The organism is Prosthecobacter sp., from assembly GCF_049294395.1.
Classification (GTDB): domain Bacteria; phylum Verrucomicrobiota; class Verrucomicrobiia; order Verrucomicrobiales; family Verrucomicrobiaceae; genus Prosthecobacter.
On sequence record NZ_JBAQCR010000345.1, the window covers coordinates 1 to 22751 of the forward strand.

At 60.0% G+C, this 22751-nt stretch carries 13 protein-coding genes and 1 pseudogene; 4 read left to right on the forward strand and 10 right to left on the reverse strand.

Going from position 1 to position 22751, the window contains the following annotated elements; all coding sequences use genetic code 11:
- Positions 1-418 (reverse strand): annotated as a pseudogene (locus WAW39_RS22765) (hypothetical protein); the annotation flags it as partial.
- Between the two features lie 133 nt (positions 419-551).
- Here WAW39_RS22765 and WAW39_RS22770 point away from each other — a divergent pair.
- Positions 552-1184: an RNA polymerase sigma factor gene (locus WAW39_RS22770; RefSeq protein WP_422321455.1), complete on the forward strand. Its 633-nt coding sequence runs from the start codon at positions 552-554 to the stop codon at positions 1182-1184.
- 18 nt (positions 1185-1202) lie between these two features.
- On the opposite strand, the gene WAW39_RS22775 is transcribed toward WAW39_RS22770, so the two are convergent.
- The 4 genes from WAW39_RS22775 to WAW39_RS22790 form a co-directional block, all read right to left on the reverse strand.
- Positions 1203-2252, reverse strand: coding sequence for an MlaD family protein (locus WAW39_RS22775; RefSeq protein WP_422321456.1), 1050 nt, complete (start codon positions 2250-2252; stop codon positions 1203-1205).
- 34 nt (positions 2253-2286) lie between these two features.
- Complete coding sequence (locus WAW39_RS22780) at positions 2287-3093, reverse strand: ABC transporter ATP-binding protein (protein ID WP_422321457.1); 807 nt, start codon at positions 3091-3093, stop codon at positions 2287-2289.
- A 3-nt stretch (positions 3094-3096) separates the two neighbouring features.
- Positions 3097-3900 (reverse strand): MlaE family ABC transporter permease, encoded by an 804-nt coding sequence (locus WAW39_RS22785; protein WP_422321458.1) that lies wholly within the window; start codon positions 3898-3900, stop codon positions 3097-3099.
- A 133-nt stretch (positions 3901-4033) separates the two neighbouring features.
- A complete protein-coding gene (locus WAW39_RS22790; RefSeq protein ID WP_422321459.1) occupies positions 4034-4783 on the reverse strand; it encodes a hypothetical protein in 750 nt (249 codons plus the stop codon).
- 167 nt (positions 4784-4950) lie between these two features.
- On the opposite strand from WAW39_RS22790, the gene WAW39_RS22795 reads away from it, so the two are divergent.
- From WAW39_RS22795 to WAW39_RS22805, 3 genes are all read left to right on the forward strand, one after another.
- Entirely contained in the window at positions 4951-5391 is a 441-nt protein-coding gene (locus WAW39_RS22795; RefSeq protein ID WP_422321460.1) for a 23S rRNA (pseudouridine(1915)-N(3))-methyltransferase RlmH, read from the forward strand.
- Between the two features lie 132 nt (positions 5392-5523).
- Complete coding sequence (locus WAW39_RS22800; protein WP_422321461.1) at positions 5524-8463, forward strand: PAS domain-containing protein; 2940 nt, start codon at positions 5524-5526, stop codon at positions 8461-8463.
- Between the two features lie 56 nt (positions 8464-8519).
- Positions 8520-10616, forward strand: coding sequence for a hypothetical protein (locus WAW39_RS22805; RefSeq protein WP_422321462.1), 2097 nt, complete (start codon positions 8520-8522; stop codon positions 10614-10616).
- A gap of 98 nt (positions 10617-10714) precedes the next feature.
- Here the strand turns inward: WAW39_RS22805 and WAW39_RS22810 are convergent, their stop codons facing one another.
- The 5 genes from WAW39_RS22810 to WAW39_RS22830 all read right to left on the reverse strand — a co-directional run bounded on the left by WAW39_RS22810 (position 10715) and on the right by WAW39_RS22830 (position 22735).
- The gene (locus WAW39_RS22810; RefSeq protein WP_422321463.1) at positions 10715-12841 is read right to left on the reverse strand and encodes a hypothetical protein; all 2127 of its coding nucleotides are present in this window, start codon (positions 12839-12841) and stop codon (positions 10715-10717) included.
- A 41-nt stretch (positions 12842-12882) separates the two neighbouring features.
- Positions 12883-13599, reverse strand: a complete 717-nt coding sequence (locus tag WAW39_RS22815) for a YebC/PmpR family DNA-binding transcriptional regulator (protein WP_422321464.1) — start codon at positions 13597-13599, stop codon at positions 12883-12885.
- A gap of 360 nt (positions 13600-13959) precedes the next feature.
- Positions 13960-19608, reverse strand: a complete 5649-nt coding sequence (locus WAW39_RS22820) for an excinuclease ABC subunit UvrA (protein ID WP_422321465.1) — start codon at positions 19606-19608, stop codon at positions 13960-13962.
- A 107-nt stretch (positions 19609-19715) separates the two neighbouring features.
- Positions 19716-20486 carry a hypothetical protein gene (locus WAW39_RS22825; RefSeq protein WP_422321466.1) on the reverse strand — a complete coding sequence of 257 codons (771 nt, stop codon included), beginning with the start codon at positions 20484-20486 and terminating at the stop codon, positions 19716-19718.
- 71 nt (positions 20487-20557) lie between these two features.
- A complete protein-coding gene (locus WAW39_RS22830) occupies positions 20558-22735 on the reverse strand; it encodes a thioredoxin domain-containing protein (protein ID WP_422321467.1) in 2178 nt (725 codons plus the stop codon).
- Positions 22736-22751: the final 16 nt, after the last annotated feature.

Consider the following 22751-nt stretch of genomic DNA (forward strand, 5'->3'; position numbering starts at 1 on the left):
GACCGGGGCCTCCGCCAGGGGGCCCGACTGGCGGCGCCCGCCCGATTTCCTCCTGCGTCGGGAAACAGCTGCGGAAGTACACATTCTGATCTTTGGGGGCGTTGGGCGTGGCGAAGAGGGTCTTGCCCTGCGCATGCTCCTGCACCACCAGCACTGCGTGGGTGGCATTGTGCTCTGCTGAAGTGCCAAAGACGAGGTCGGAGATCAGTTTGAACTGATCATCCGTCGTGTAGGGGTCGATGCGGTTCCACACCCGCTGAGCGGGAGCGATGATGCGGTCATCCACACTGCGTTCCAGCGTCTGGCTGGCATACCACCAGGCGGCGGCACCAAAGCCCGCCACCAGCGTCCCTGCGACGATCATCGTCTGCAGGGCCAGGCGGATGCGGAAGCTGCGGGTGTTGGCCGGGGCGCTCATGCAAGGAGGTGAACACGCAGACTCTCATGCGGGGAGCGAGGATGCGCACGAAGATAAACGCCTATTAATGTCCGCCCGCAGCCCTGTGTCATGCGCCGTTGCTCCAATGCATGGGTAACCACCCCACACCGCCATGCACCTTGGAGAAGACCACGCCAGCAGCCACACCACGGATTCATCCGCCCTCAATGCAGCCTCAATGCTCTACAGCCGTCACTGGCCCGTGCTCTGCGCCTTTGCACGGGCACGCGGATGCGAGGTTCACGATGCCGAAGACGCCGTGCAGGAGCTGTTTGCCAAACTCGTGGCCCAGGGCCAGCACGAGCGTGCCGCGGCCATCGTGGATCATGGCGAGCAGGCGGCCTTCCTCTTTGCCCGCCTGCGCACGCACCTGATCAAGCGCTGGCAGCACCGCACACGGCAGCGCCGTGGAGGTGGCGTGGTCTGCTTCTCGTTGAGCGATGAAAACGGCGGCAACATCGACTTGGTCGATTCGCGTCCGTCTCCCGATGGAGAAATGGACCGTGAGTGGGCCAGGGGCGTGATCGAGCGCGCACTGCATTCATTTAACCTCGAACTTCACGCTCAGGGTCGTGGCGAAATCTGGGACCGCCTTGAGGAAAACATCGTCAAAGGCTGCCGTGTCGCACGTCCGCAGAGTGGCGCACTGCGCACTGCTCTTCACCGTGCGAAGCGCCGCCTGCGCGCGCTGATCCTGGCCGAATGCCGCGAGGACGAAGGCATGCTGCATGCCGTGCTGGCATGAGCCGGCACCCTCACAGGCTCAGCGGAAAATGCCGCGTTTCGGCGGAGATTCTTCGAGATGCTTTTTCGCCTCCTCGGCACGGAGTCTTTCCGCCGTGTCCTTGTACCAAAGCGGACCGTTGACCTTGAAGTTGTAAATCAAGTCACGGAAGTCGGTCATCAAACGCTGGTCATGCATCAGCGCTCCCAGCAGACCTTTACCGGAGGAAATGTTGGCACCGACCACCGCAAATGTGTCGGCGGCCTTTTTGATCGACTGCAGGGATTCATCGGCAGTCGCCATCAGCTTGTCAGCCTTGGCGATGGCGGGGTCGAGTTTGTCAAACATGGGGCCGAGTTTTTTGCTCGACTCCTCCATGTTTTTGGCCGCGCCTTTGAAACTGGTGGCGGCGTCCTTGAGCTCCGCGAGCGCGGTCTTCAGGGTCTGTGCGTTTTCCTCGCCCAGCACCTTGTCATCCACACGCTTGAGTGTGTTGTTGAGGTGCTCCATGCCCTCCTTGAAATTGAGAATCGTGGCATCGGAGAGAGCCTCTTTGTTCACCTTGCCCATGGCCGACTGGACATCTTTGAGAGCGACGCGCACGTCATCCAGCACCACATCGACTTTTTTGCCGACCTTCTCCGCCTGGCTCTGCAGGTCGTTCAGGCCGCCGCCTTTTTCACCTTCGATGATCTTGTCATAATCATGCGGCAGAAACACATCCGTTTGTTTGCCGGTGGGTTTGATTTCCACCAGCGCATCTCCCATCAGACCGGCTGAACCGATGCCAAAGGTCGCATCAGCGGGGATCATGACGTCTCTGAAGAGTTCCAGATCAAGAATCACTCCGGTGAAGGTTTCGTTGAGCTGCGGTTTTTTGTCCACCTTGCCCACGCGCGAGCCACCGAGGAACACGGGCGATCCTTCCTTGATGCCGGAGGCGTTTGGAAAGGACACCTGCAGATGGTAGGTGTCCTTGAACACTTCGCGCACGCGTCCGAACATCAGAATGAGGCCACCGAGCAGAAGCAGTCCGACGAACAGAAAGAGTCCGACGAGCATTTCGGTTTTTTTATCGCTGTCGATCATGAGATGGGAAGAATGAGGGTGAAAAAGGGCGGGTTCAACCGGTGATGTCGGAATGGCCGTTGATAAAGTCCTGCACGACTTGATCGGTGGACGCACGCAGTTCCGTGGGAGTTCCCAGAAAACGGATCTGGCCACGGTAGAGCATGGCCACACGGTCGGCGATCTTGAAGACGCTGCGCATGTCGTGGGTGACGATGATGGACGTGATTTTGTAGCGGCGCTGCATGCGCAAAATCATCTGGTCGATGACGTCGGCGCCGATGGGATCGAGACCGGAGTTGGGCTCGTCATACAGGATGCACTCGCTGTGGTCGATGATCGCACGCGCGATGCCCGTGCGTTTGCGCATGCCCCCGGAAAGAGCGGTCGGGAATTTATGCCGGTGCTCGTCCAGATCCACGGCCTGCAGGGCTTCACGCACGCGGCGGTCGATTTCCGCCCGGTCGCGCACACCGTGCTCCAGAAGCGGGAAGGCCACGTTTTGCTCGACCGTGAGATTGTCGAAGAGGGCGGCGCCCTGGAAGAGCATGCTCACCTTCTTCCGGATGGGGGCCATCTCACGTTCCTTCAAACGGTTCACATGAACGCCATCCACGTAGATCTCCCCGCTGTCCGGTTTGATCAGGCCGATGATGTGTTTCAGAGTCACCGTCTTGCCCTCACCGCTGGGGCCGATGATGCAAAGCGTCTCACCATGCTTGAGCGTGAGGTTGATGTTCAGCAGCACCTGCTGGCTGCCAAAGCGTTTGCAGACGTTTTTCAACTCAATGAAAGCATGCGGGCTGCCGTTGTCAGAGGCAGGGGCGGAGGCTGGAGTCGTGCCGGTGGTTGGTTCAGCCATGACTTAGACAGTGCCGATGGGGAAGACGTAGTTGAGCAGGATGGAGAGGAAGAAATTGACGATGAGCAGCACGAGCGAGGAGATGACCACCGCACGGGTGGTTCCCAGACCGACGCCGACTGCGCCGTTTTCAGCGGACAATCCCTGATGGCATGAAATCAAAGTGATCAGCATGCCAAACACGAAGCCTTTGATCATGCCGATGCTGAGATCCTCCATGTTCGTGTGATCGAGCATGTGGGTGAGGTACCATGCGGAGGGCATGTCATAGCCGAAGCTCGTCACCAGGTAGGAGGCGAACAGGCCGAAGGAAATGCTTTCTGCCACCAGGAAGGGCATGGAGATCATCATCGCCAGGAAACGTGGCAGGACGAGGAAATCGACCGGATGCACGCCCATCACGCGCAGGGCGTCCACCTGTTCGGTGACTTTCATGGTGCCAATGTCAGCCGCCATGGCAGCGCCTACGCGGCCTGCCACCATCAGCCCGGCCAGCACCGGCCCCAGCTCACGGCAGAGCGCCACGGAAACCACGGCGCCCACGGTGGTTTCAAAGCCGAAGTCCTTGAACTTGGCGTAACTTTGAAAGGTGAACACCGCACCGGTGAAGGCACCGGTCACAATCACCACCGCCTGTGAGCCATAGCCGATGGCCACGATCTGCTGCGCCACCAGCTTGAGCCGCCACACGCCCGAACGAACAGCAATCGTCAACTCGCGCATCAAGTCTGCGAGCTGTCCGAGATAGACTAGAAAATGTAGGAAGGTGCGGCCCGGTAGGATCAGCAGGCCTGAAGGTAAATCCATTACGCTTTCATCATCGCATGTTGTGGCATGAAGGCAAATTAACCGAGATCCTTGGAGACGAAAATGAAAAGCCCCGTCTGGAGACGATCCAGACGGGGCAAAGGTATTGAACGACTGCTTGTAGCAGCGAATGCTACTGCGGCGGCACGCGGAAGAGCTTGCCGGTGTAGGGGCACTTGACTTCCATGCCCACGGGAAGGCCGGTCACATCCACCAGCTGATGCTTGGCGGCAAACGGGCTGTTCACGAAGCCAGGGCGTCCGGCGATAGGGGAACCGTAAGGCAGCTCGGCCACTGGGGCGGCGGGAGTTGTCGGTGCCACCGATGGGGCGGAGGGCGCTGTCGTGGTCATGGCGGCCACGTTGCTGTTAGGTGCCACAGGTGTGGTGCGTGGGCGCTCGGGCGCTGCAGGTGTCTTTGGACGATTCGCCGCGACGTTGGATGGGGCGGCGGTCACGCTGCCCGGAACCAGAAAGGGACGCTGCGTGTAAGGGCACACCACTTTGGAGCCAGCAGACATTCCGCGCACATCCACCAGGCGTGGTGGATTGGTGAAGGGAGTGCGAACATAGCCGGGGAGGTCTGGCACTGCCTGCGCCACAGGCATCGTGGATGCATTCAGCATCGCAGGAGGTGGTGTCGCGGGACGATCAGGACCCACGATCGGGCTGGGCGTCTGCACTGGCGTCGTGCTTTTTGCCAGCGTCGGTGATCCATTGGTGGCTCCAAGCGGACGACTTTCGTGTCCCATGTAGTAGGTGATGAGCCCACGACTCTGGATCGCCTGCCATGCCTCACGGGGAGGAACGGCACAGGATGCCAGCATGAGCGTCACAACACTTGTTGCGACGAGATGAACCGGGGAATGAGGTGCTTTGGACATAGGCGTGGCGACGGTTAATTTTAAAGTGGCATTCTCATTTTAACGATCTTTTTAAATTATGCAACAACAAGGATGGTAATGCTGCGCAACAAAATCCATCTTTATTAAAATAACAATAATATCATGCCTGCCTTGTATATCTCGCTGAGATGTGCGCTTTTGACCTCATGCAATGGCGCATCATCACTGTTGGAAAGCCCGGTCACCCGTGGGTTAAAGAGGCTGTGGAGCTCTATTGGAAGAGACTACAGCACTACAGCCATTTCGAGCATGTGGTGATTAAAGAAGCTCCGCTGGAGCGGGTGGAGAAGCAGATCGAGGCCGCTTGTGCCGGTGATCTTTGCATTCTGCTGGACGAACGCGGCAGGCAATTGCGCAGCGTAGAGATGGCGAAATGGATCGAAAACGAAGAGGTTTCCGGCCGCAAACGCATCTGCCTCGTGATCGGGGGGGCGGACGGTCACTCCCCGCAGTTTCGTGCCAAGGCCAAAATGGCCTGGTCCCTTTCCACCCTCACCATGCAGCATGATATTGCCTGGGTGATGCTGATGGAGCAGATCTATCGTGCTTATACTATTATTCGCGGGGAACCCTACCACCGGGAATGATTTCAGCAGGCTTAAGGATCAAACTTGCCTCCCGGCGCGTTTATTGCTGAACTGAGACGCAAATCTTCGCACTTTCGCCTTGCTGATAACTTGGGAGAACCTAAATTTCAAATTTTCTCAACTAATCGCGACATGTCATCCTCGGTCCTTAGAAACGTCATTCACCCCAAGGCGCAGTCCGCGCCTCTGGAGAAGGCGCGTGACGAGGTCCAGGACCCGCGCACTGGAGTTCAGGGCGGCCCAGAAGCCCCCAAACACGAATCGGAGGACATGGAGCTGGTGCTGGGTGTCCTGGTGGAAAACGCCCCGGTGGCCATGGCCATGTTTGATCGTGGCATGCGCTACATGCTGGCCAACCGCCAGTGGATCACGGAATTCGGCCTGCAGCAGGTGCAGCCGCTGGTGGGTAAGAGCCAGTATGAAATTTTTCCCGGCCTGCACCCCGGCTGGAGACAGGTCTATGAACGTGCCCTGCAGGGGCACATCGTCCGCAGCGAGCATGATTCACTCAGCGGACCTGACGGCCAGCATCTGGTCTACCGCTGGGAAGTGCGGCCCTGGCGCAAGAAGCGTGACGCCGCTGTCGGCGGCCTGATGGTCACCTGCGAGAAATTCAGCTCGCCACAACCTACAGGGGAGGATGCTGTCAAATCACCTCCTGCCTCGGAGGATCAAGACAGCTCCCAGCCGGTGGCGAAAACGCCCGATCCGCTGGACTGCTCCATTCCGATGCTGATCCTCAATCTGGACGGAGCGATCCTGCGCGCCAACGTCGCCGCTGCGCATCTGACCTTGGACAAAGGCATCCAGGAGGGCACCACCTGCTTTTGGGAAGTGTTCGGTGAAGGCCGGGACTACAGCGCCCTGCGTCAGCAGACGCTGGATGCACTCACCCGCGTGGCGCTGGCTCACTCACCGGTTCCGGTTTATATCACCACGCACAAGGATTCCTCCCCGGATCCTTCCGTCCCTTCCCGCTGGCTGGTTTCAGCTCTGGCACGAAAAGGGGCGGATGATTCCCCACGCCAGGTCATGGTGATGGGCTTTCCTGCTCCGCCAGCTGCGGAAATCGTGCCTCGCTTCATTCCGCCCATGGCTCCTCCTGCGCCCATGGTGCTTCCCCCTCCCCTTCCTGCGGCAGCGCCGGTGGATGATGCCGCACAGCAGCGTTTGGAAAACGAGCTTTCGCGTGCAAGGCAGGAGTTGCGCACTCTCGCCGAAGCGCAGCAGGCCTTCGGCAGGCGTGAGTCCCGCCTGCGCAGCTATCTTGAAGGCATTCCCTGCGGAGTCTTCGTTTTGGATGAACGCGGCATGCCAGTGTATCAGAACGAAGGTCTGGCCAAACTGCTGGGGCGTCCGCTCGAAGCGGATCAAACCGTCGAAAGCTGGCTGGCTCACGCATGCTCCACCGAGGAGCATCGCGCGCAGGTCGTGCTCGCCTGGCGTGAAAGCGTCTGGCGGCGTCAGTTGACGCGCACCGTGTCTCTGGCCACGGCGGACGGCCTGCTCAAAGAACTAGAGTTTCATCCCATTGCCCTGCCCGGCGGGGGACTGCTCGTCAGCATTCAGGACGCCACCGAGCACACCCGTCATGAAGAGCAGCTCCGCAGCATGGAGGCCAAGCTCCGCACGCTCATGCAGGGCAGTCCCATCGCCATCGTGATGACGGACAAGGCCGGCGTCATCTTCGAGGTGAACCAGCATGCCGAAGAACTTCTCGGCAAGGCCAAGTCCGAGCTGCGGCGCTATCCGCTGGATGCCTGGCTGGATCCTGACAGCGCCACCGCGCGGCGTGATGCTCTGCGCTCCCTGCAAAACAGCGGACGTCAGGCGGAGGCGCTGGGAGTTCGCATCAAGCGCATCGATGGTTCTTTCTCGCACGCCATCCTGCACCTTGCGGCCGTTCCAGATGCGCAGGGGGAAACCCATTGCACCATCCATTACCTGCAGGAGGTCCATGAAGCCGTGGCCCCCCCCCTGGCAGAGCCAGCGTTTTCCGCCGCACCCTTTTCCCAGGCACCTGCCGCAGCTTCCCGGCCGGCCAGCGTCATCCTGCTCACCACGGATGCGAATGGCCGTGTGCGCACCTGGTCGGTGCACGCCCAGCAGTTGTTCAGTCTCGAGGCCGCCGCCGCCATTGGCCGACCGCTGCATCAGTTTTTCCGCCCTTCAGACGCCACCGGCTTTTTTGCAGATCTCGCCGCACAGGCAGCCCATCCTCAGAGCATCGTTCAGCGTCCGTTTTTCGGCGGGAATGGCAAACGCGGGGAAGTGGAAACCAGCGTGCGTGTGCTTGAGGAGGGCGGGGTTGAACTCAGCGCCCACTTCACGGCCGAAGTCGAAAATTCAGCCGTTCCTCCGCTGCCTGCCGCGATCCTGAAAGCCGCCATCCCGCTGGCTTTCCAAGTGGTGTCGCCTTCCAGCCAGCGCTGGCCGGTGGTTGACCTCGAGCGCGAAAAGCTCCTGCTCACCGAGACGCATCATCGCATTAAGAACCATCTCCAGATCATCTCCAGCCTGCTGAACATGCAGATCAATGGGGTGAGCGATCAGGATGCCCGCAATGCCCTGCGCTCCAGCCAGAACCGCGTGCGTGCCATCGCCGCACTGCACCAGCACTTGTATCAGGTCGCTCTTGGAAAGGGTGACACCTTCAGCGATTTTTCGCGCGATCTCGTCGCGCATCTGCGTGAATGTTATGAGGTGAAGGCGGACCAGATCAAGGTGCATCTGGAAGTGCAGGAAGGCCCCATAGAGCAGGAGTGGCTCATGCCGCTCGCGCTCACGCTCAATGAGGCGCTTTCGAACTGCTTTGAGCATGCCTATCCGCATGGCCGCAAGGGCTTGATCACCGCCACGCTGACCTACACCCAGGGCAGCGGCGAACTCGTCATCAGTGACGATGGCGTGGGCCTGCCCTCCGACTTCCATCCCGGTGAAGGCGGCGGCCTTGGCCTCAAAATCCTCGCGGTCTTCGCCGATCAAATGCGCGGCCAGCTCTTTGTCCGGGGCAATCCCGACCAAGGCACCGAGATCAAGCTGCGTTTCCCGCTGGCAACGCCCGAAGGTTAAACCTTCGGCGTAGCATATTCCTTTTGCCAATAGCGGCGCTGTCGTGACAATGCGGTGTGCTGATCCCACCCACGGCCTGCCTGTGCCTCCTGGCGTTTTTAACGCTTGGTCTTTCGGATGTCCTCGCGCAGCCCGTCACCACTCGCACGGACAAAGTCGCCGAACTGCTCAATGACTGGTTTGCCAAAGGCACAGCGGCGGGGCTCCAGGCCATCACGTACGAGAATCGCGACGGCCAGCATTCGCCCCTGAACACCGCGCAGTATCCGCAGCTGCAGGTGTTCAAAGGGGCCGAAAATGAAAAAGGTGCCGCCACGCTTGTCCGCCCCCAGCCAACCTTGGGCAACTGCTCCATGGCCTCCGGTGCCACGCAGATGGGCTGTCTGCCACGGATCATCACGATGGACCCCGGGGGCAATCTTTTCCTCGCCAAGCAGTACCTCTCCAACAACCTCTTCATCTATCCTGAGCACCAGGACTACGACATCGGTGCCAATGGACAAGGTGGCGGTGGCTATGGCGATCTCCTGCCGCTGAACACCCCCTGCCTGCTTATCTCCCAGGGCTCCTCCTTCACCGATCAGCCCTTCCTCAAGGCCCTGCTCTCCGCCACCGCCGCCTTTCCGCCGGACACGCAGAAGCTCCTCATCGAAAAGCGTCTGCTCATGCCCACGCTGCAGTCCATCTTTCGCCGCTCGAACACGGCGGTGCAGACACCTGAGGACTACTTCACCGGCAAAGCCCATCCGCCTGTCTTCGACGGCGCGCAGATCGACGAGGAAAAAATGGTGCGCATCGCCCATGACATGACGCCGGCGAAAATCCCGCCGCTCGTGCTGCTGCGTGTCATCGAGGAAACCAAGATCGAGCCCGGCAAGAACTTCTTCGAGCTCGCCAACCCTCATCCTTGGAAGCTCTCCGACACTCCTGTATCCATCGCCCGCATCCTGCGTGGCAATGAAGCCGAGCACGGCATGCTCATCGGTTTTGATAAAACCATGAACCTCTTCAAAGCCCCGCTGCAAATGCGCGCCGTCGTGCTGCAGGGGGATCCGCGCTTCGTCCACATCGAGTCCGAACCCGGCGGCGATGTGATGCGCCTCCGCATCCGCTGGGAGCCGCCCGTGATCACCGCCACCGGCATCCGCAGCCATCGTATCGACATCGGCATCTTCGCCGACAACGGCTCCAGCATCAGCGCCCCTGCCATCATCAGCTTCTACATGCTGCCCAACGAGATGCACTTCTACGATGAGAAGGGCCGTGTCTCTGAAATCCACTACCAAACTCACAATCCAGACTTCGGTCTGCCCGTCACGGAAACCGACCCCCGCTGGGTGAAGATCCTCCTCGCCTTCAGCATGAAGGACACCAACCTCCGCAGCCGGTTGCTCGATCAAATTCTCACGCCTGACGAACGCGGCGGTCTGCAGCAGCATTACGTCGTGCTCAAACCCCTGCTCGATGCCTTCACCGCCATCGAAAACGCCGACAAGCGCAAAGACGAGGCCGCTCAGCTGCGCGCGAAACTCGGCGAGGCCATCAGCTCCGCCTTGAAGAAAAAGGTCGCGGAAAAATCCGATCTCACCGTGCGCGCCACCATCGACAAGGTGCTCACCGCCATCGCCAGCTTTCATCCCTTCTACCTCGGCTCACAGCGCGAGCTCGATGCACTCGCAGCCGCTTCGCCCAAATCCACCGCCGTCGCCGATGTCCGCGCAGAGCTTCACCACCTCATCATGCAGGGCGTTCTCGTCGAGCAGGCCTCCGGGCAGATCGACACCATGTCCCCGCCGGAAAAGCTTTCTCTCGGCGAGCGCTACATGCTGCGTGGCCTGAACCTCACCCTCCTCAGCCAGGTACTCTTCCCCGACATTCTTGATCGTTCCACCGCACCCGCCTACGTCAGCCCGCGCCTCACCACACTCAAGCAGTGGCGCGATGTCTATCGCTACGATCCCGACTCCGGCGCACTCAAAGGCTGGATCCGCTACGCCGACTCCCGCATCGCCAACTTCGACGCCGAAGGCCGGCTCCTCCCCGATGGTCCGCAGGGCAAGTCCATCCCCGTCCTTTATGTCATGAATGAAAAAGGAATGCTCACCTGGCGTCCTCAGCCCGAGCCAGCGCCGGTGACTTCGTCCTCGAAGTGATTTCCGCATCTAGCTGGGATGCTCCCATTTGGACTGCGGTTGCGGAGTGAGGAACGAACGCAGCTGCCGTTTTCGCAGGTCGTGCCAGCAGCCTTGCCTCAGTCATAGCTCAGCACATCGTGCATCTTCCACGACATGCGTCCCTTGCTCACTCCATCTTCGCTCCACCGCCGCAGGTCCAGCTCCTCAAAAGGCTCCAGCCATTTCAATGCCGCCTTCAATTCCCCTGCGCCTCCGCTCTGCGCCCGCACCGTCGCAAACGCCTTCAGAAACTCCCGCAGCTTGGTGATGCTCAGCTTCACCCGCATTCCCTTGGCAGGACTCGCGTTCGGCTGCTTGAGTACTTCGGCCAAATGACTCTGCTGCACACGTGATGTGCCAAGCATGAAGAGTCGATCATTCAGCGACGCACACGGCCCCAGCTCTCTCGAATCAAACGGCAGCTCATAGCTGTAGCTCGTCAGCTCACCACTCCGCTTCACCACCACTTTCGGCAGCTCGATCGGTTGCGGTGAAGGCACGTTTTTCAGCAACGTCTGCAGCGCCGTCTCCATGTTATCCCAGGACACTCCGATCAACGGACGGTTCTTGATCTCATGCACACTGGCAAAGCGTGGGACCGGCACCGCTTCACCTCCCGGTGGCAGGCCCGGCAGCAGCGGCATCTTCCCGCCGATGTCGAGGATGAAAGCCCCGTCCCCGCTCAGCGCCTTCTGCCAGATCGTTTTCGTGCCGTCATACACGGCGATGACGCTTGGCAGCACCGCCAGATCCGCCAGCTTGAACATCTGTGCAGACTGCTCCCCGCCCACACCCGCCTTGACCAGTTCATGCGCCGTCGCATGCATCGCACGCATCCACGCTTCAAAGTAAGCTCTTCCCGTTCCAGCGTCCGACCCCTGCCCGCTCACGCCAAGCACCAGCTCCGGTTCATCCAGCAACGCCGAGAATTGCGATGCCTTCGCCAGCTCTGCGGTTTCCGCCGCCGAGTTCCCGCCGGCCATTTCCATCTGCACTCCGCCGTCCCACCATGCCACGGCCGCGCCGTTTGTGTGCTCGTTGCGGTAATAAGCGCGCTCCGCTGCTGCCAGCTCGACCACCTGCGGCTCCAGGGCACGTGCCACGCCTGAAAAAATCTTCTCCCGCTGCAAGCCCGCCATCACTCCGCGCACGATGGGCTGAAACGGGTGGTCCGATTGCAGCACGTCCAAGAACACGCCGTCCCAGCACGCGATCAAACCCAGGCCCTTGAGCGCATGCGCATCCAGCGTGCGCAGCTCCGGCCGCGCCAGCAGCGATTCTTCCACCGAGTTGGCCAGCCGGATCTGATCCTTCGATTTCCCCACCGCCACGTACGCACGCTGAGTGCCCAGGCCCAGAGCCAGCACCCACTTTTTGCGCGCCAGCACTTCCAGACCACGCGCCATCCGGTCCTTCATTTCTGGTGTGATCCCCGGCACGGCCTGCGCCAGCAACTCCAGCCACTGACGCCGCCGCTCCGTCGTCAGCACCTGGTCCATCGCGATCTCATTCACTGTGATCTTTTCCCCCTGCGCCGTCACGATGCGCGACTGCGGCGCATCACCCAGCCAGTCCGCCAGATGCAGCATGTCGCTCATCCGTTTCAGCACCTGCTCCGGCTCCGGTGATGCCACGCCGATCATCACCGGCGGCATTTCAAAGCGCTCCAGCAGCAAGATCAGCGCTTCCAGTACATCGGGGTCGCGCAGCGCGGCCTCCATCAGCTTCTTCGCATCAAAACTCGTCCCCAGACCCGCCAGCACCCCGCCGCTCATCATGCCGCGATACGCCGTCTCGTTGTACAGATCGTTCAACTGCCGCAGCAGCACCAGGCTCTTCACGCTGTCTTTGCCAAAGGCGACAAACGCCTCATCCACCGTCACGCTGTTCGTCTTGTCAGGAGTCGGCGCCTTGTCTTCCAAAAACGCCATCATCTGCCCCCACCAGCGCGAGGCCTTAAGCGCCTCCACATGTTTCTTCAACTGCACGCTGCTCACGCAAAACTCCACATCCACCGGCACGCGGCCTGCCAGCCCCAGCCGGTCAGCCTCCGTCAGCAGCGTGGGCATCACCACCACCGGAGCTTCGGCCTTGGGCTTTGTGGCGGCCTTTTTCTTCCCGCAGCCGCACAGGAGCAGTGATCCGGGCAGCAATAATGACGAAATCAAAATGACGCAGGACGAAGCCCGAAATCGACGCCTCATGAGCCGTCGCCATTCATGCTTCGATCTTTGGCATTCATTCGTCATTTCAGCGCAGCGTAAACCCGGTGCACATCATCATGTCCATCCAATGTTTGCAGGAAATTCGTCACTTCTTCGCGCTGCTCATCGGTCAGCTCCGGGTATTCCTTCGGCACGTAGCTCATTTCAGAGGTCGTTACCACCCAGCCCGCCGCCTTCAGCGCCTTCGTCACTGCATCCAGGGTCGTCGTCTGCGTGAAAAACCGCGCGCCGATGTGGCCTGCCGCTTCTTCATCCTCGACCTCCATCGGCTCCACATTCTCCGCTTCAGCATTCAGCGCAGCCTCCTCGATGTCCAAAGACTTGTCCGCATGGTGCGCCTCGATCAGGCCCACATGGTCAAACATCCACATCACCTTGCTCATGGTGCCTGCACGGAACAGCACCTTGATGTCCGAGGCCGTACGATTGTTGTTGTCCGTCAGGCATTCCACGATCACCGGCACCCGGTGCGGCGTGAAGCCCTCATACGTCGTCGTTTCATACTGCACAGCATCCGGCCCGGTGCCCGAGCCCTTCGCGATCGCACGTTCGATCGTTTCCCGCGTCACACTTTGCTTTTTCGCGACCGCCACCGCCGCCGCCAGTCGGGCATTGTACTCCGGGTGCGGCCCGCCCAGCTTCGCCGCCACCTGGATTTCACGCACCAGCTTGCCCGTGATCTTCCCCTTCTGGTCTGCGGCCATTTCTCGCCATTTCTGTTTCCATTGTGCGCCCATGATGTGTCTTTCAGTTCAAAGTTAGACCGTAATCAAAGGTGGGAGCGCTGGGAATGCAAGGAGCACGACCTTGCGAATACGCATTGGAAGGCAAAAGCTGTGTCATGACCACGCTGACTTTGCCCCCCCCCCCGAAGCGCTCTCTTCTGAACAGAAACTGTTCGAAAAGCAGCAGCTCAAGGACATCGACTGTGCGCTGAATGTCGCTCAGCACGGTGCAGCTCTTTCAGCGCGACAGCGTCCTGGAGTGCGCCGGACCTCCGGCGCTTTCGAACGTCCTCAGGCTCGCGAAAAGCTCCAGAGGGCTGGAGCACTCCAAAACGCTCTCGCGGCTGTATGATTCTTACCGTGCACAAGTCATCACAAAAACCGCGCCGTCTCGCTCCCCTTGCACTTCTTCACCTGCTCCGGCGTTCCCGCCGCGACAAGCTTTCCACCCTCCGGCCCAGCTTCAGGCCCGATGTCGATGAGGAAATCTGCTTCCGCATAAACATCTGGATGATGCTCAATGACCACCACGGTGTGGCCTTCATCCACCAGTCGGTGCAGCACATCGATCAAGCGCGCCACGTCCTGCATGTGCAGACCAATCGTCGGCTCCTCAATCAGATACAAATTACGCTTCCCAGCCACGGTGATTCCTTTGAGCCGCTCCTTGTTCGTGCGGCCATCGCCACTGCGAAGTTCGGTCACCAGCTTGATGCGCTGTGCCTCGCCACCGCTCAGCGTGGGGCTGGGCTGCCCGAGCTGCAAATAGCCCAGGCCCGTGTCAGCCAGCAGCTTGAGCGGCCGGGCAATCTTCTGCACCGGCGCAAAGAACTCCGCCGCTTCGGTGATGCTCATGCGCAGCACATCGCCGATGTGCTTGCCGTTGTATTCGATCTCCAGCGTGGATGAATTGAAGCGCAGGCCGTTGCAGGCCTCGCAATGCACGCGGGTGGTCGGCAGGAAGGCCATTTCCACCTTGATCTCGCCATTGCCACCGCAGGTCTCGCAGCGGCCGCCTTCGGTGTTGAAGGAGAAACGGCTTGCCGTGTAGCCACGCGTGCGCGCCAGCGGCACCTGCGCAAACAGCGCGCGGATGTCATCGAGAATCCCCACATACGTCGCCGGGCATGAACGACTGGTCTTGCCAATCGGTGATTGATCCACCTCATGCACCGTCTGCAAATTTTCAAAGCCGCTGATGCTCTTCCAGGCCTTCACCACCTTCGCCTTCGACTTGCTGATCTTCTCACGCACTGCCGGCGAAAGCGCACCATGCATGAAGGAGCTCTTGCCGCTGCCGCTCACGCCCGTCAGCACCGTCAGACGCCCCAGAGGAATGGCCACATCGATGTTCTTCAAATTGTTCGCCGTCGCGCCGGTCACACGCAGCCAGCCCTCCTTCGCTTTCAACGCAGGCAGCGGCCTGCGTGAACCGCGCACCGGATGCTTCAGCGGCGTGCGCAAGCTCGCTCCCGTGACGCTGTTCTTATTCTTCAAGATCTGCGCCATCGTGCCCTGCGCCACGATCTGCCCGCCAAATTTGCCCGCACCCGGCCCCAGATCGAGGATCGTGTCTGCACGCCTCATCGTCTCATCATCGTGCTCCACCACCAGCAGCGAGTTGCCCTTGTCCCGCAGCGCCATCAGCGTGTCGAGCAGCTTCTCGTTGTCGCGCGGATGCAGACCAATGGTCGGCTCATCCAGCACATACAGCACGCCCCGCAGATTGCTGCCTAGCTGCGCCGACAAGCGGATGCGCTGCGCCTCACCACCGCTGAGCGTGTCCGCGCTGCGATTCAGCTGGAGGTAGCCCAGGCCCACCTCCTGCATGAACTTCAAGCGCTGCGCGATCTCCTTGACGATGTCGAGCGCGATGATGCCCTCCGTGCCTTCAAACTTAAACTTCGACAGCAGCTTGCCCGCATCTCCCGCCGTCAATCCGGCGAACTGCTGGATCTTCGTGCCCTGCAGTTGCACCGCACGACCGATCTCATTGATGCGGCTGCCCTGACAGCTTGGGCACACCTCACGCGGCTTCTCACCCTCATCATCCGCGCTTTCAAAACGTCGCTCCTCTTCGAGCTCCGCCTCCAGCACCGAGACATCTGGCTGCCGGTCGCTCAGATCGGTCTTATGGCCCTTGAGACCAAAGCCACGGCAGTCCTTGCACCAACCATGCGGGCTGTTGAAGCTGAACAGACGCGGGTCCAGTTCTTCAAATGACAGTCCGCAAGACGGGCAGCTCATTTCCGTGCTCAGCACGTGCATCGTCTTGTCATTCAGCCGCAGCTTGATCGTGCCCTTGCCCATCTTCAGCGCCGCTTCGATCAGCGGCCGCAACTTCTCGGCATCATCGCTCTTGGCCACGCGGCCAATCACCGCATCAATCGTATGCTCCTTGAAACGCTCCAGTTTCTGGAAGCCCATCGTGTCGCGGAACTCACCGTCGACCAGCAGCGTCTCGATGCCGTGCCGTCCTGCATGCTCCGCCACGTCCGTGTGGAAGCCTTTGCGTGCCTTGATCAGCGGCGCCAGCAGATGCCCGCCACCGCTGCGTAGATGCTGCTGCACCGTTTTCAAAATGGCCTGCACGCTCTGCTTCTTCACCGGCACATTGCACGTCGGGCAGTACTGCGTGCCCAGCTTGGCAAACAGCAGGCGGAAAAAGTGATAAACCTCCGTCACGGTCGCGACGGTCGATTTGCCGCCGCCGCGCGAGATGCGCTGCTCGATCGCCACCGTCGGCGGCACACCTGTGATGAGATCCACCTCCGGCTTCTCCATCTGCTCCACAAACGTCCGTGCGTAGACAGACATGCTGTCCAGAAAGCGCCGCTGCCCTTCTGCAAAGATCAGGTCAAACGCCAGCGATGACTTTCCTGAACCGCTCAGTCCCGTCACCACCACAAACTCATCCCGCGGAATCTCCACCGAGATGTTTTTCAGATTGTGCTCACGCGCACCGCGAATGCTGATGGTGTTGCTGGTCTCCTGCGGCAGCGAGAGCTCTCTCCTCGGAGTCTCCGCCACACGGCTCGCAGCCTGCCCCTTCGAGCCTGAAAGCAGCTCATGCAGATAACGTCCCGTATGCGAAGCCGCACACTCAGCCACCTCTTCAGGAGTTCCAGCGATCACCAAGCCTCCGCCCGCCTCTCCGCCTTCCGGTCCGAGATCAATGACCCAGTCGGCGCATTTGATCACTTCCAGATTGTGTTCGATGACGAGCAAACTGTGCCCCTCTTCAACGAGCCGCTGGAGCAGCTTCACCAGCAGCGCGATGTCATCAAAATGCAGACCCGTTGTCGGTTCATCCAGCAGCAGCAGACTGCCTGCCGCTGAGCCCGCAGGGTTTTCGATCAAATGCCCGATCAGCTTCAGACGCTGTGCCTCGCCGCCCGAAAGCGTGTTCAGCGGCTGCCCCAGCTTCAAGTAGCCAAGTCCGGCCTCATTCAAAAGATGCAGCTGCGCCACAATCTGCTTCGCCTTCTTCGACGACTCAAACAGCGGGCTGCTGAACCACTCCACCGCAGCCTCCGCCGTCATGCCCAGTACATCATGAATGCTCTGCCCATGCAGCAGAATCTTCAGTGCCGGCGGCTGGTAGCGCTTCCCTTCGCACTCGGGGCAGGTGACATACAGATCGCTGAGGAACTGCATCTCGATTTTTTCAAAGCCATTGCCCGCGCAGCGCTCGCAGCGCCCTTCGCCGGAATTGAAGCTGAAGAAGCCGGGCATGATGCCCTGCGCTTTCGCGTCGTCGGTCTCGGAGAAAAGTGTGCGGATGTGATCAAACGCCCCCAGAAACACCGCCGGTGTCGAGCGCGGTGTACGTGCCAGCGGCGACTGATCCACCATCACCACTTCATGCAGTTGCTCCCAGCCCGTGATCTTGCTCACACGCCCCGGCTCTTCCTCACACACCTCGCCGCGCAGCCGCTGCAGGTTCCGGTACAGCACATCATGCACCAGCGTCGATTTCCCCGAACCGCTCACGCCGGTGATGCAGCAGAAAACCCCAAGCGGAATGTCCACGTCCAGCTTCTTGAGGTTGTTTTGCCGAGCGCCTCGGATGCTCAGAAAGCGTGCGACATCGCGCGTGAGCGTTTTGGAGTGCTCCAGTCCTCTGGAGCTTTTCGCGGACCGCGAGGCTTTCGAAAGCGCCGGAGGACCGGCGCACTCCAGGACGCTGTCGCGTTTGATAGACCGCCGCTGCGCCGGAATGGGCACGCTCTTCCTCCCAAACAAATAATCCCCCGTCAGCGACTTCACCTTCGCCCCCAGCTTCTCCAGCGGCCCGCTATACACCAGCTCGCCACCTTTCTCACCGCGTCCCGGCCCGATGTCGATGAGGTTGTCCGCGCTTCGCATCACCGCTTCTTCGTGCTCCACGACCAGTAGCGTGTTGCCTTTGTCGCGCAGCCCTTCCATCACGCCAATGAGACGTCCGATGTCGCGCGGATGCAGCCCGATGCTCGGCTCATCCAGTACAAACAGCGTGTTCACCAGCGAGGCCCCGAGACACGTTGTGAGATTCACCCGCTGCAACTCACCACCGCTCAGCGTGCGCGTCTGCCGGTCCAGATTCAGATACCCCAAGCCCGCACGATCCATGTAGCTGATGCGGCTGGCGATTTCACCTCGCAGCATCGTCGCCACATGATCACTCGCCTTGATCGGCCACGACTGCACCAGCGGGTGCAGCTCATCCACCGGCAGCCGCGAGAGATCCGCGATGGTGTGCGTGCCGATGCGGAAGTTGTATGCCTCCTTTTTCAATCGCCCGCCGCCGCAGTCTGCACACTCCGTGTAGGCCCGGTAGCGGCTCAGAAACACGCGCACATGCATCTTGTAGCTGCGCGATTCCTGCCATTTGAAAAAGCCGCGAACGCCGTACCACTCACCGCGATTGTACGCGTCTTCAGGATCATCCCGCGTGCCCTCAATGAGCCACTTGCGATCTTCCGTCGAATAATCCTCAAACGGTTTGTGAATGTCCACGCCGCGCTTCCGCGCCGCCTTTTCCAGGTCGAGCTGCGATTCGCCATACGTGCTGCCCTGAAACGGACGCACCAGACCTTGATTGATGCTCAGCGACTCATCCGGGATCGCCTTGCCCATGTCCAGCCCCAGCGTGCGGCCAAAGCCACGACAGGTCGGACACGCGCCTATCGGACTGTTAAAACTGAACAGCCCCGGCGTCGGAGCCGGCAGCGTGATGCCGCAGTCCGCGCAGGACCAGTCCGTGGAAAAATGCAGTGTCTCATCGTCGATGCTCGCTGCCACCTTCCCCTTGCCATAGCGCAGCGCTGCTTCCAGAGCCTCGCTCACACGCGCCCGCTGCTTCGCTTCCAGCACCACACGGTCTTGCACCACCATCACCTGAGCCGGCAGTTTGCGGCCCTTGAGTGCGTCCGCCTCATCCAGACGAATCACGTTCCCATACAGCCAAACCCGCAGAAAGCCCTGCGCTTGCAGAAACGCCGCAAAGTCCTCCGTCACCGTGTTCTTCGGGACTGGCACAGGAAACAGAATCAGCGCCTGTTTCCCCGCATGCGCGTTCAGCAGCTCATTGAGAATGCTCTCCGGCGACTCCGGCCGCACCGGCCGGTGGCAGGAAGGGCACGTCGCCTCCGCCAGTCGTGGGAACAGCATCTTGAGATAATCATTGATCTCCGTGATCGTCCCCACCGTCGAGCGCGTGCTGCGCATGTTGTTCACCTGCTCGATGGCGATCGCCGGCGGGATACCCTCGATGGAGTCCACCTTCGGCTTGTCCATCCGCTCAAAGAACTGCCGTGTGTACGGAGAAAACGTCTCCACATACCGTCGCTGCCCTTCCGCATAGATCGTATCAAACGCCAGCGACGACTTCCCTGAGCCGCTCGGCCCCGTGATCACATTCAGCTTCCCCAGCGGCAGATCGAGATCAATCCCCTTCAAATTGTTCTGCCTCGCCCCACGAATGCGAATGACATCGTTGAGAGACTTCCGGGCGGCAGTTTTTTTGGCAACACGAGACATGGGGGCGCGAGAGTAACGATACGCCCCTCACTGGCAACCGGGCGAGGAAGTTTGTTTAAAGAATGCGCAGGGGAATCATGTCTCTTGTGTCTTTAATTGCAGGCCGGTCAGCCCGCCTGGAAACGAAGGTCGGTCGCAGCGAATTTTTCCACGGGAAACGCATAGAAATTGTCGTCAACTTCCACGTAGATTTTGCCATGCGATACTCCGTGGATTCTGCCTGGATGGCTATTTTCCCACATTGCCTGACGCATTGGCAATTCCAAGTGATAGGTCTGCCATCGTCTTGGAACCCCATTGGCATCGAGAGGAGAGCCAGACTTTGGCAGAAAGACAATCTGACGGAAGCTCTCGCCCACTCCTGAGAACTCCTCATCCATTTCTACACACAGGCTGTCGGGCGTGAATCGCACATGTAACGTTCCAATCGGATCTTGCGTTCCCTGACCTCCGTCGGACAGCTTTCCCTCCGCTTCTCCCAATTTTTTCGCGGGCGGGGTGAATAAAACATAACGCGTTTCGGAACGGAAATCACGCCAGTCCTTCTCTGGATCGAGCCATTTGCCGAAGCGAAGCCTTAGATGCAGTGTATGATTAAGAGCCAGCACGGAGGTGCTGTTCTTAACATCGAAAGTTTTGACGATAGGCAGTTCGCTTCGGTCACAGCGCCATGGTTTGTATTTTTCGGCATATTCGGCTTCGTAGCGATCATCGATCTCGCGTTCATGTTTCAGGCGGCGGTCGGATTGCTCCCGGGACTCGGCCATCGGATAGTCCATACCCGTGGATGATTCAGCATTCTCCGACGATAGGGTGGAATGATTTTTACAGCCAATGAGGATAACGCAGACCAAAAGGAGCGAGTGAAGCGGCTTCATACGCGGTCATCCTATGCCAAACGCAGGTCTGTTTGTCTCCAGATCATCGATGAGAAACCCATAATTGGCGCTCACTTCCCCAGCACCTTCTCCAACCCCTCCACCGTCGTCACCGGCGCCTGACACGTAAAATTCTGGCACACATACGCCGCAGGCTGACCATTCACCGGCTTCATGCCGCTAAGCACTTCATTGTGCGTGGCCAGCCATTGCTGACCGGCTCCCCCGTCCGCACAGAGAATCACCGCCGTAGGCAGAAACCGCCGCTGCACGTTTGCGGCCAGCGCCTTGAACGCCGCGCTGCTCACATCCCCCGCCAGAACAATCTGCTGCTTGCCGCGATGATGCATGTCAAACGCGATGGCCATCACCGGCACCGACGACGGACTGCTCTGCAGCGTCGAGCCAAAGAGCGCGAAAATCTTCTCGGCCTGCTTCTTCCACTCGTCCTTGGCCAGCAGCGCGCTGAGGCGCACGAGGTTGAGAGCGGCGAGGGAGTTCGGTGACGGCTCGGCACCATCATAGTCCTCCTTGATGCGCAGAACGCTGTTCGGCATGTCCGTGTGCACGCTGTAATACCCGCCGTTTTTCGTGTCGAGAAACAGCGCGTCCATCTCGGTCTGCAAAGCCGTGGCCCACTGCAGCCACTTCACCTCAAACGAGGCCTGATAGAGATCAATGAGCCCGTGAATCAGGCAGGCGTAATCAATCGCAAAGGCTCTCGGGCCGCGCTCCCCTTCACGCCAGGAGCGGTGCAGCTCTTTACCGGGCGTCGTGCAAAGCTGGTCATGCAGGAACTGCGCGGCATCCGCTGAGAGCTTGATCATCTCGGCATCCCCAAACGCCGCCCCAGCCCGTGCGAGTCCGGAGATCATGAGCCCGTTCCACGCGGCGATGACCTTGTCATCCAGATGCGGACGCGGGCGCTTCGCACGCGCTTCAAACAGCGTGGCAATGCCTTGATCGATGATTGCTTTAACCTCTTCCGGCGTCTTCTTGAAAAACTCGGCGGTCTTCTTGAAGGAAATGGCGCGATACAAAGTGTTCAGCCCCTTGAGCTCGCCATGCGGATCGCTTTCCGGCCGCGCATTGCCATCGCGGCGTGCACCATAGGCATAGCGGAAGATGCTGCCGTTTTCCTTGCCCAGCAGCTCGTCGATCTCGGCAGCCTTCCACACATAAAATGCCCCCTCGGTTTTGTGCTCCGCATCGGCACTTGCCAGACTATCCGCATCTTCAGCTGAGAAGAATCCGCCATCCTTCTGCCGGAGGTCGCGCTTCACATACGCCACGGTGCTGCGCACGATGTTTTCAAACAGCACATTCTGGGAGAGCTGCCACGCCTCGGTATAGGCTGTGAGCAGTTGTGCCTGGTCATACAGCATCTTTTCGTAGTGCGGGATGTGCCAGTAGCCGTCCACGCTGTAGCGATGAAATCCGCCGCCGATGTGGTCGCGCATGCCGCCATTCGCCATGCCGCGCAGCGTTTTCACCGTCATCTCCATCGCCCAGTTACTTTCGGATTCGCGGTCGTTGCCCTTCCGCTCCGCCAGGATGCGATGCACCCGCATCAGCATGTTCAGCGACGTCGGCCTTGGGAACTTCGGTGCGCTGCCAAAACCGCCCTCATGGTAATCAAATGAGCCGGAGAGGTCATCATAGGCCTTCTGCACCAGCGTCTCGTGATTGATCTCATCCAGCGCGGTGTTTTCGTTGTCCAGATGGTCCTGAAGCTTCTCCACCGAACGCGCCGCACGCTCATCGATCCCCTTGCGGTCCTCCGTCCACACCTTGTGCAGTTCGTTGAGCAAGTTCTTAAACCCGATGCGTCCCGGCGTGTTCTCCGGCGGATAATACGTGCCGCCATAAAACGGCTTCAGCTCCGGCGTGAGAAACACGCTCATCGGCCAGCCGCCATGGCCGCTCGCCGCCTGCACATACGTCATGTACGTCAGGTCCACATCCGGCCGCTCCTCGCGGTCCACCTTGATGGGAATGAAGTTGTCATTGATGATCTTCGCCGTCTCCTCGTTCTCAAACGACTCACGCTCCATCACATGGCACCAGTGGCAGGTCGAGTAGCCGGAGGAGAGAAAGATGGGCTTGTCTTCCGCCTTCGCTTTTTTGAATGCTTCCTCGCCCCAGGGCAGCCAGTTCACCGGATTGTGGGCATGCTGCAGCAGGTAGGGCGAGCGCTCCTTGGCGAGGGCGTTGGTGAATTTGGGGGGCTGGCCGGTCGTATCACTCATGGTTGGGGGTAATGAG

What these genes read in the sequence shown, in the direction of transcription:
- WAW39_RS22825 (WP_422321466.1), bottom strand. Translation starts at nt 20,486, where the DNA reads ATGAAGCCGCTTCACTCGCTCCTTTTGGTCTGCGTTATCCTCATTGGC.
- WAW39_RS22800 (WP_422321461.1), top strand. Translation starts at nt 5,524, where the DNA reads ATGTCATCCTCGGTCCTTAGAAACGTCATTCACCCCAAGGCGCAGTCC.
- WAW39_RS22810 (WP_422321463.1), bottom strand. Translation starts at nt 12,841, where the DNA reads ATGAGGCGTCGATTTCGGGCTTCGTCCTGCGTCATTTTGATTTCGTCA.
- WAW39_RS22775 (WP_422321456.1), bottom strand. Translation starts at nt 2,252, where the DNA reads ATGATCGACAGCGATAAAAAAACCGAAATGCTCGTCGGACTCTTTCTG.
- WAW39_RS22795 (WP_422321460.1), top strand. Translation starts at nt 4,951, where the DNA reads ATGCAATGGCGCATCATCACTGTTGGAAAGCCCGGTCACCCGTGGGTT.
- WAW39_RS22770 (WP_422321455.1), top strand. Translation starts at nt 552, where the DNA reads ATGCACCTTGGAGAAGACCACGCCAGCAGCCACACCACGGATTCATCC.
- WAW39_RS22785 (WP_422321458.1), bottom strand. Translation starts at nt 3,900, where the DNA reads ATGGATTTACCTTCAGGCCTGCTGATCCTACCGGGCCGCACCTTCCTA.
- WAW39_RS22815 (WP_422321464.1), bottom strand. Translation starts at nt 13,599, where the DNA reads ATGGGCGCACAATGGAAACAGAAATGGCGAGAAATGGCCGCAGACCAG.
- WAW39_RS22820 (WP_422321465.1), bottom strand. Translation starts at nt 19,608, where the DNA reads ATGTCTCGTGTTGCCAAAAAAACTGCCGCCCGGAAGTCTCTCAACGAT.
- WAW39_RS22780 (WP_422321457.1), bottom strand. Translation starts at nt 3,093, where the DNA reads ATGGCTGAACCAACCACCGGCACGACTCCAGCCTCCGCCCCTGCCTCT.
- WAW39_RS22830 (WP_422321467.1), bottom strand. Translation starts at nt 22,735, where the DNA reads ATGAGTGATACGACCGGCCAGCCCCCCAAATTCACCAACGCCCTCGCC.
- WAW39_RS22790 (WP_422321459.1), bottom strand. Translation starts at nt 4,783, where the DNA reads ATGTCCAAAGCACCTCATTCCCCGGTTCATCTCGTCGCAACAAGTGTT.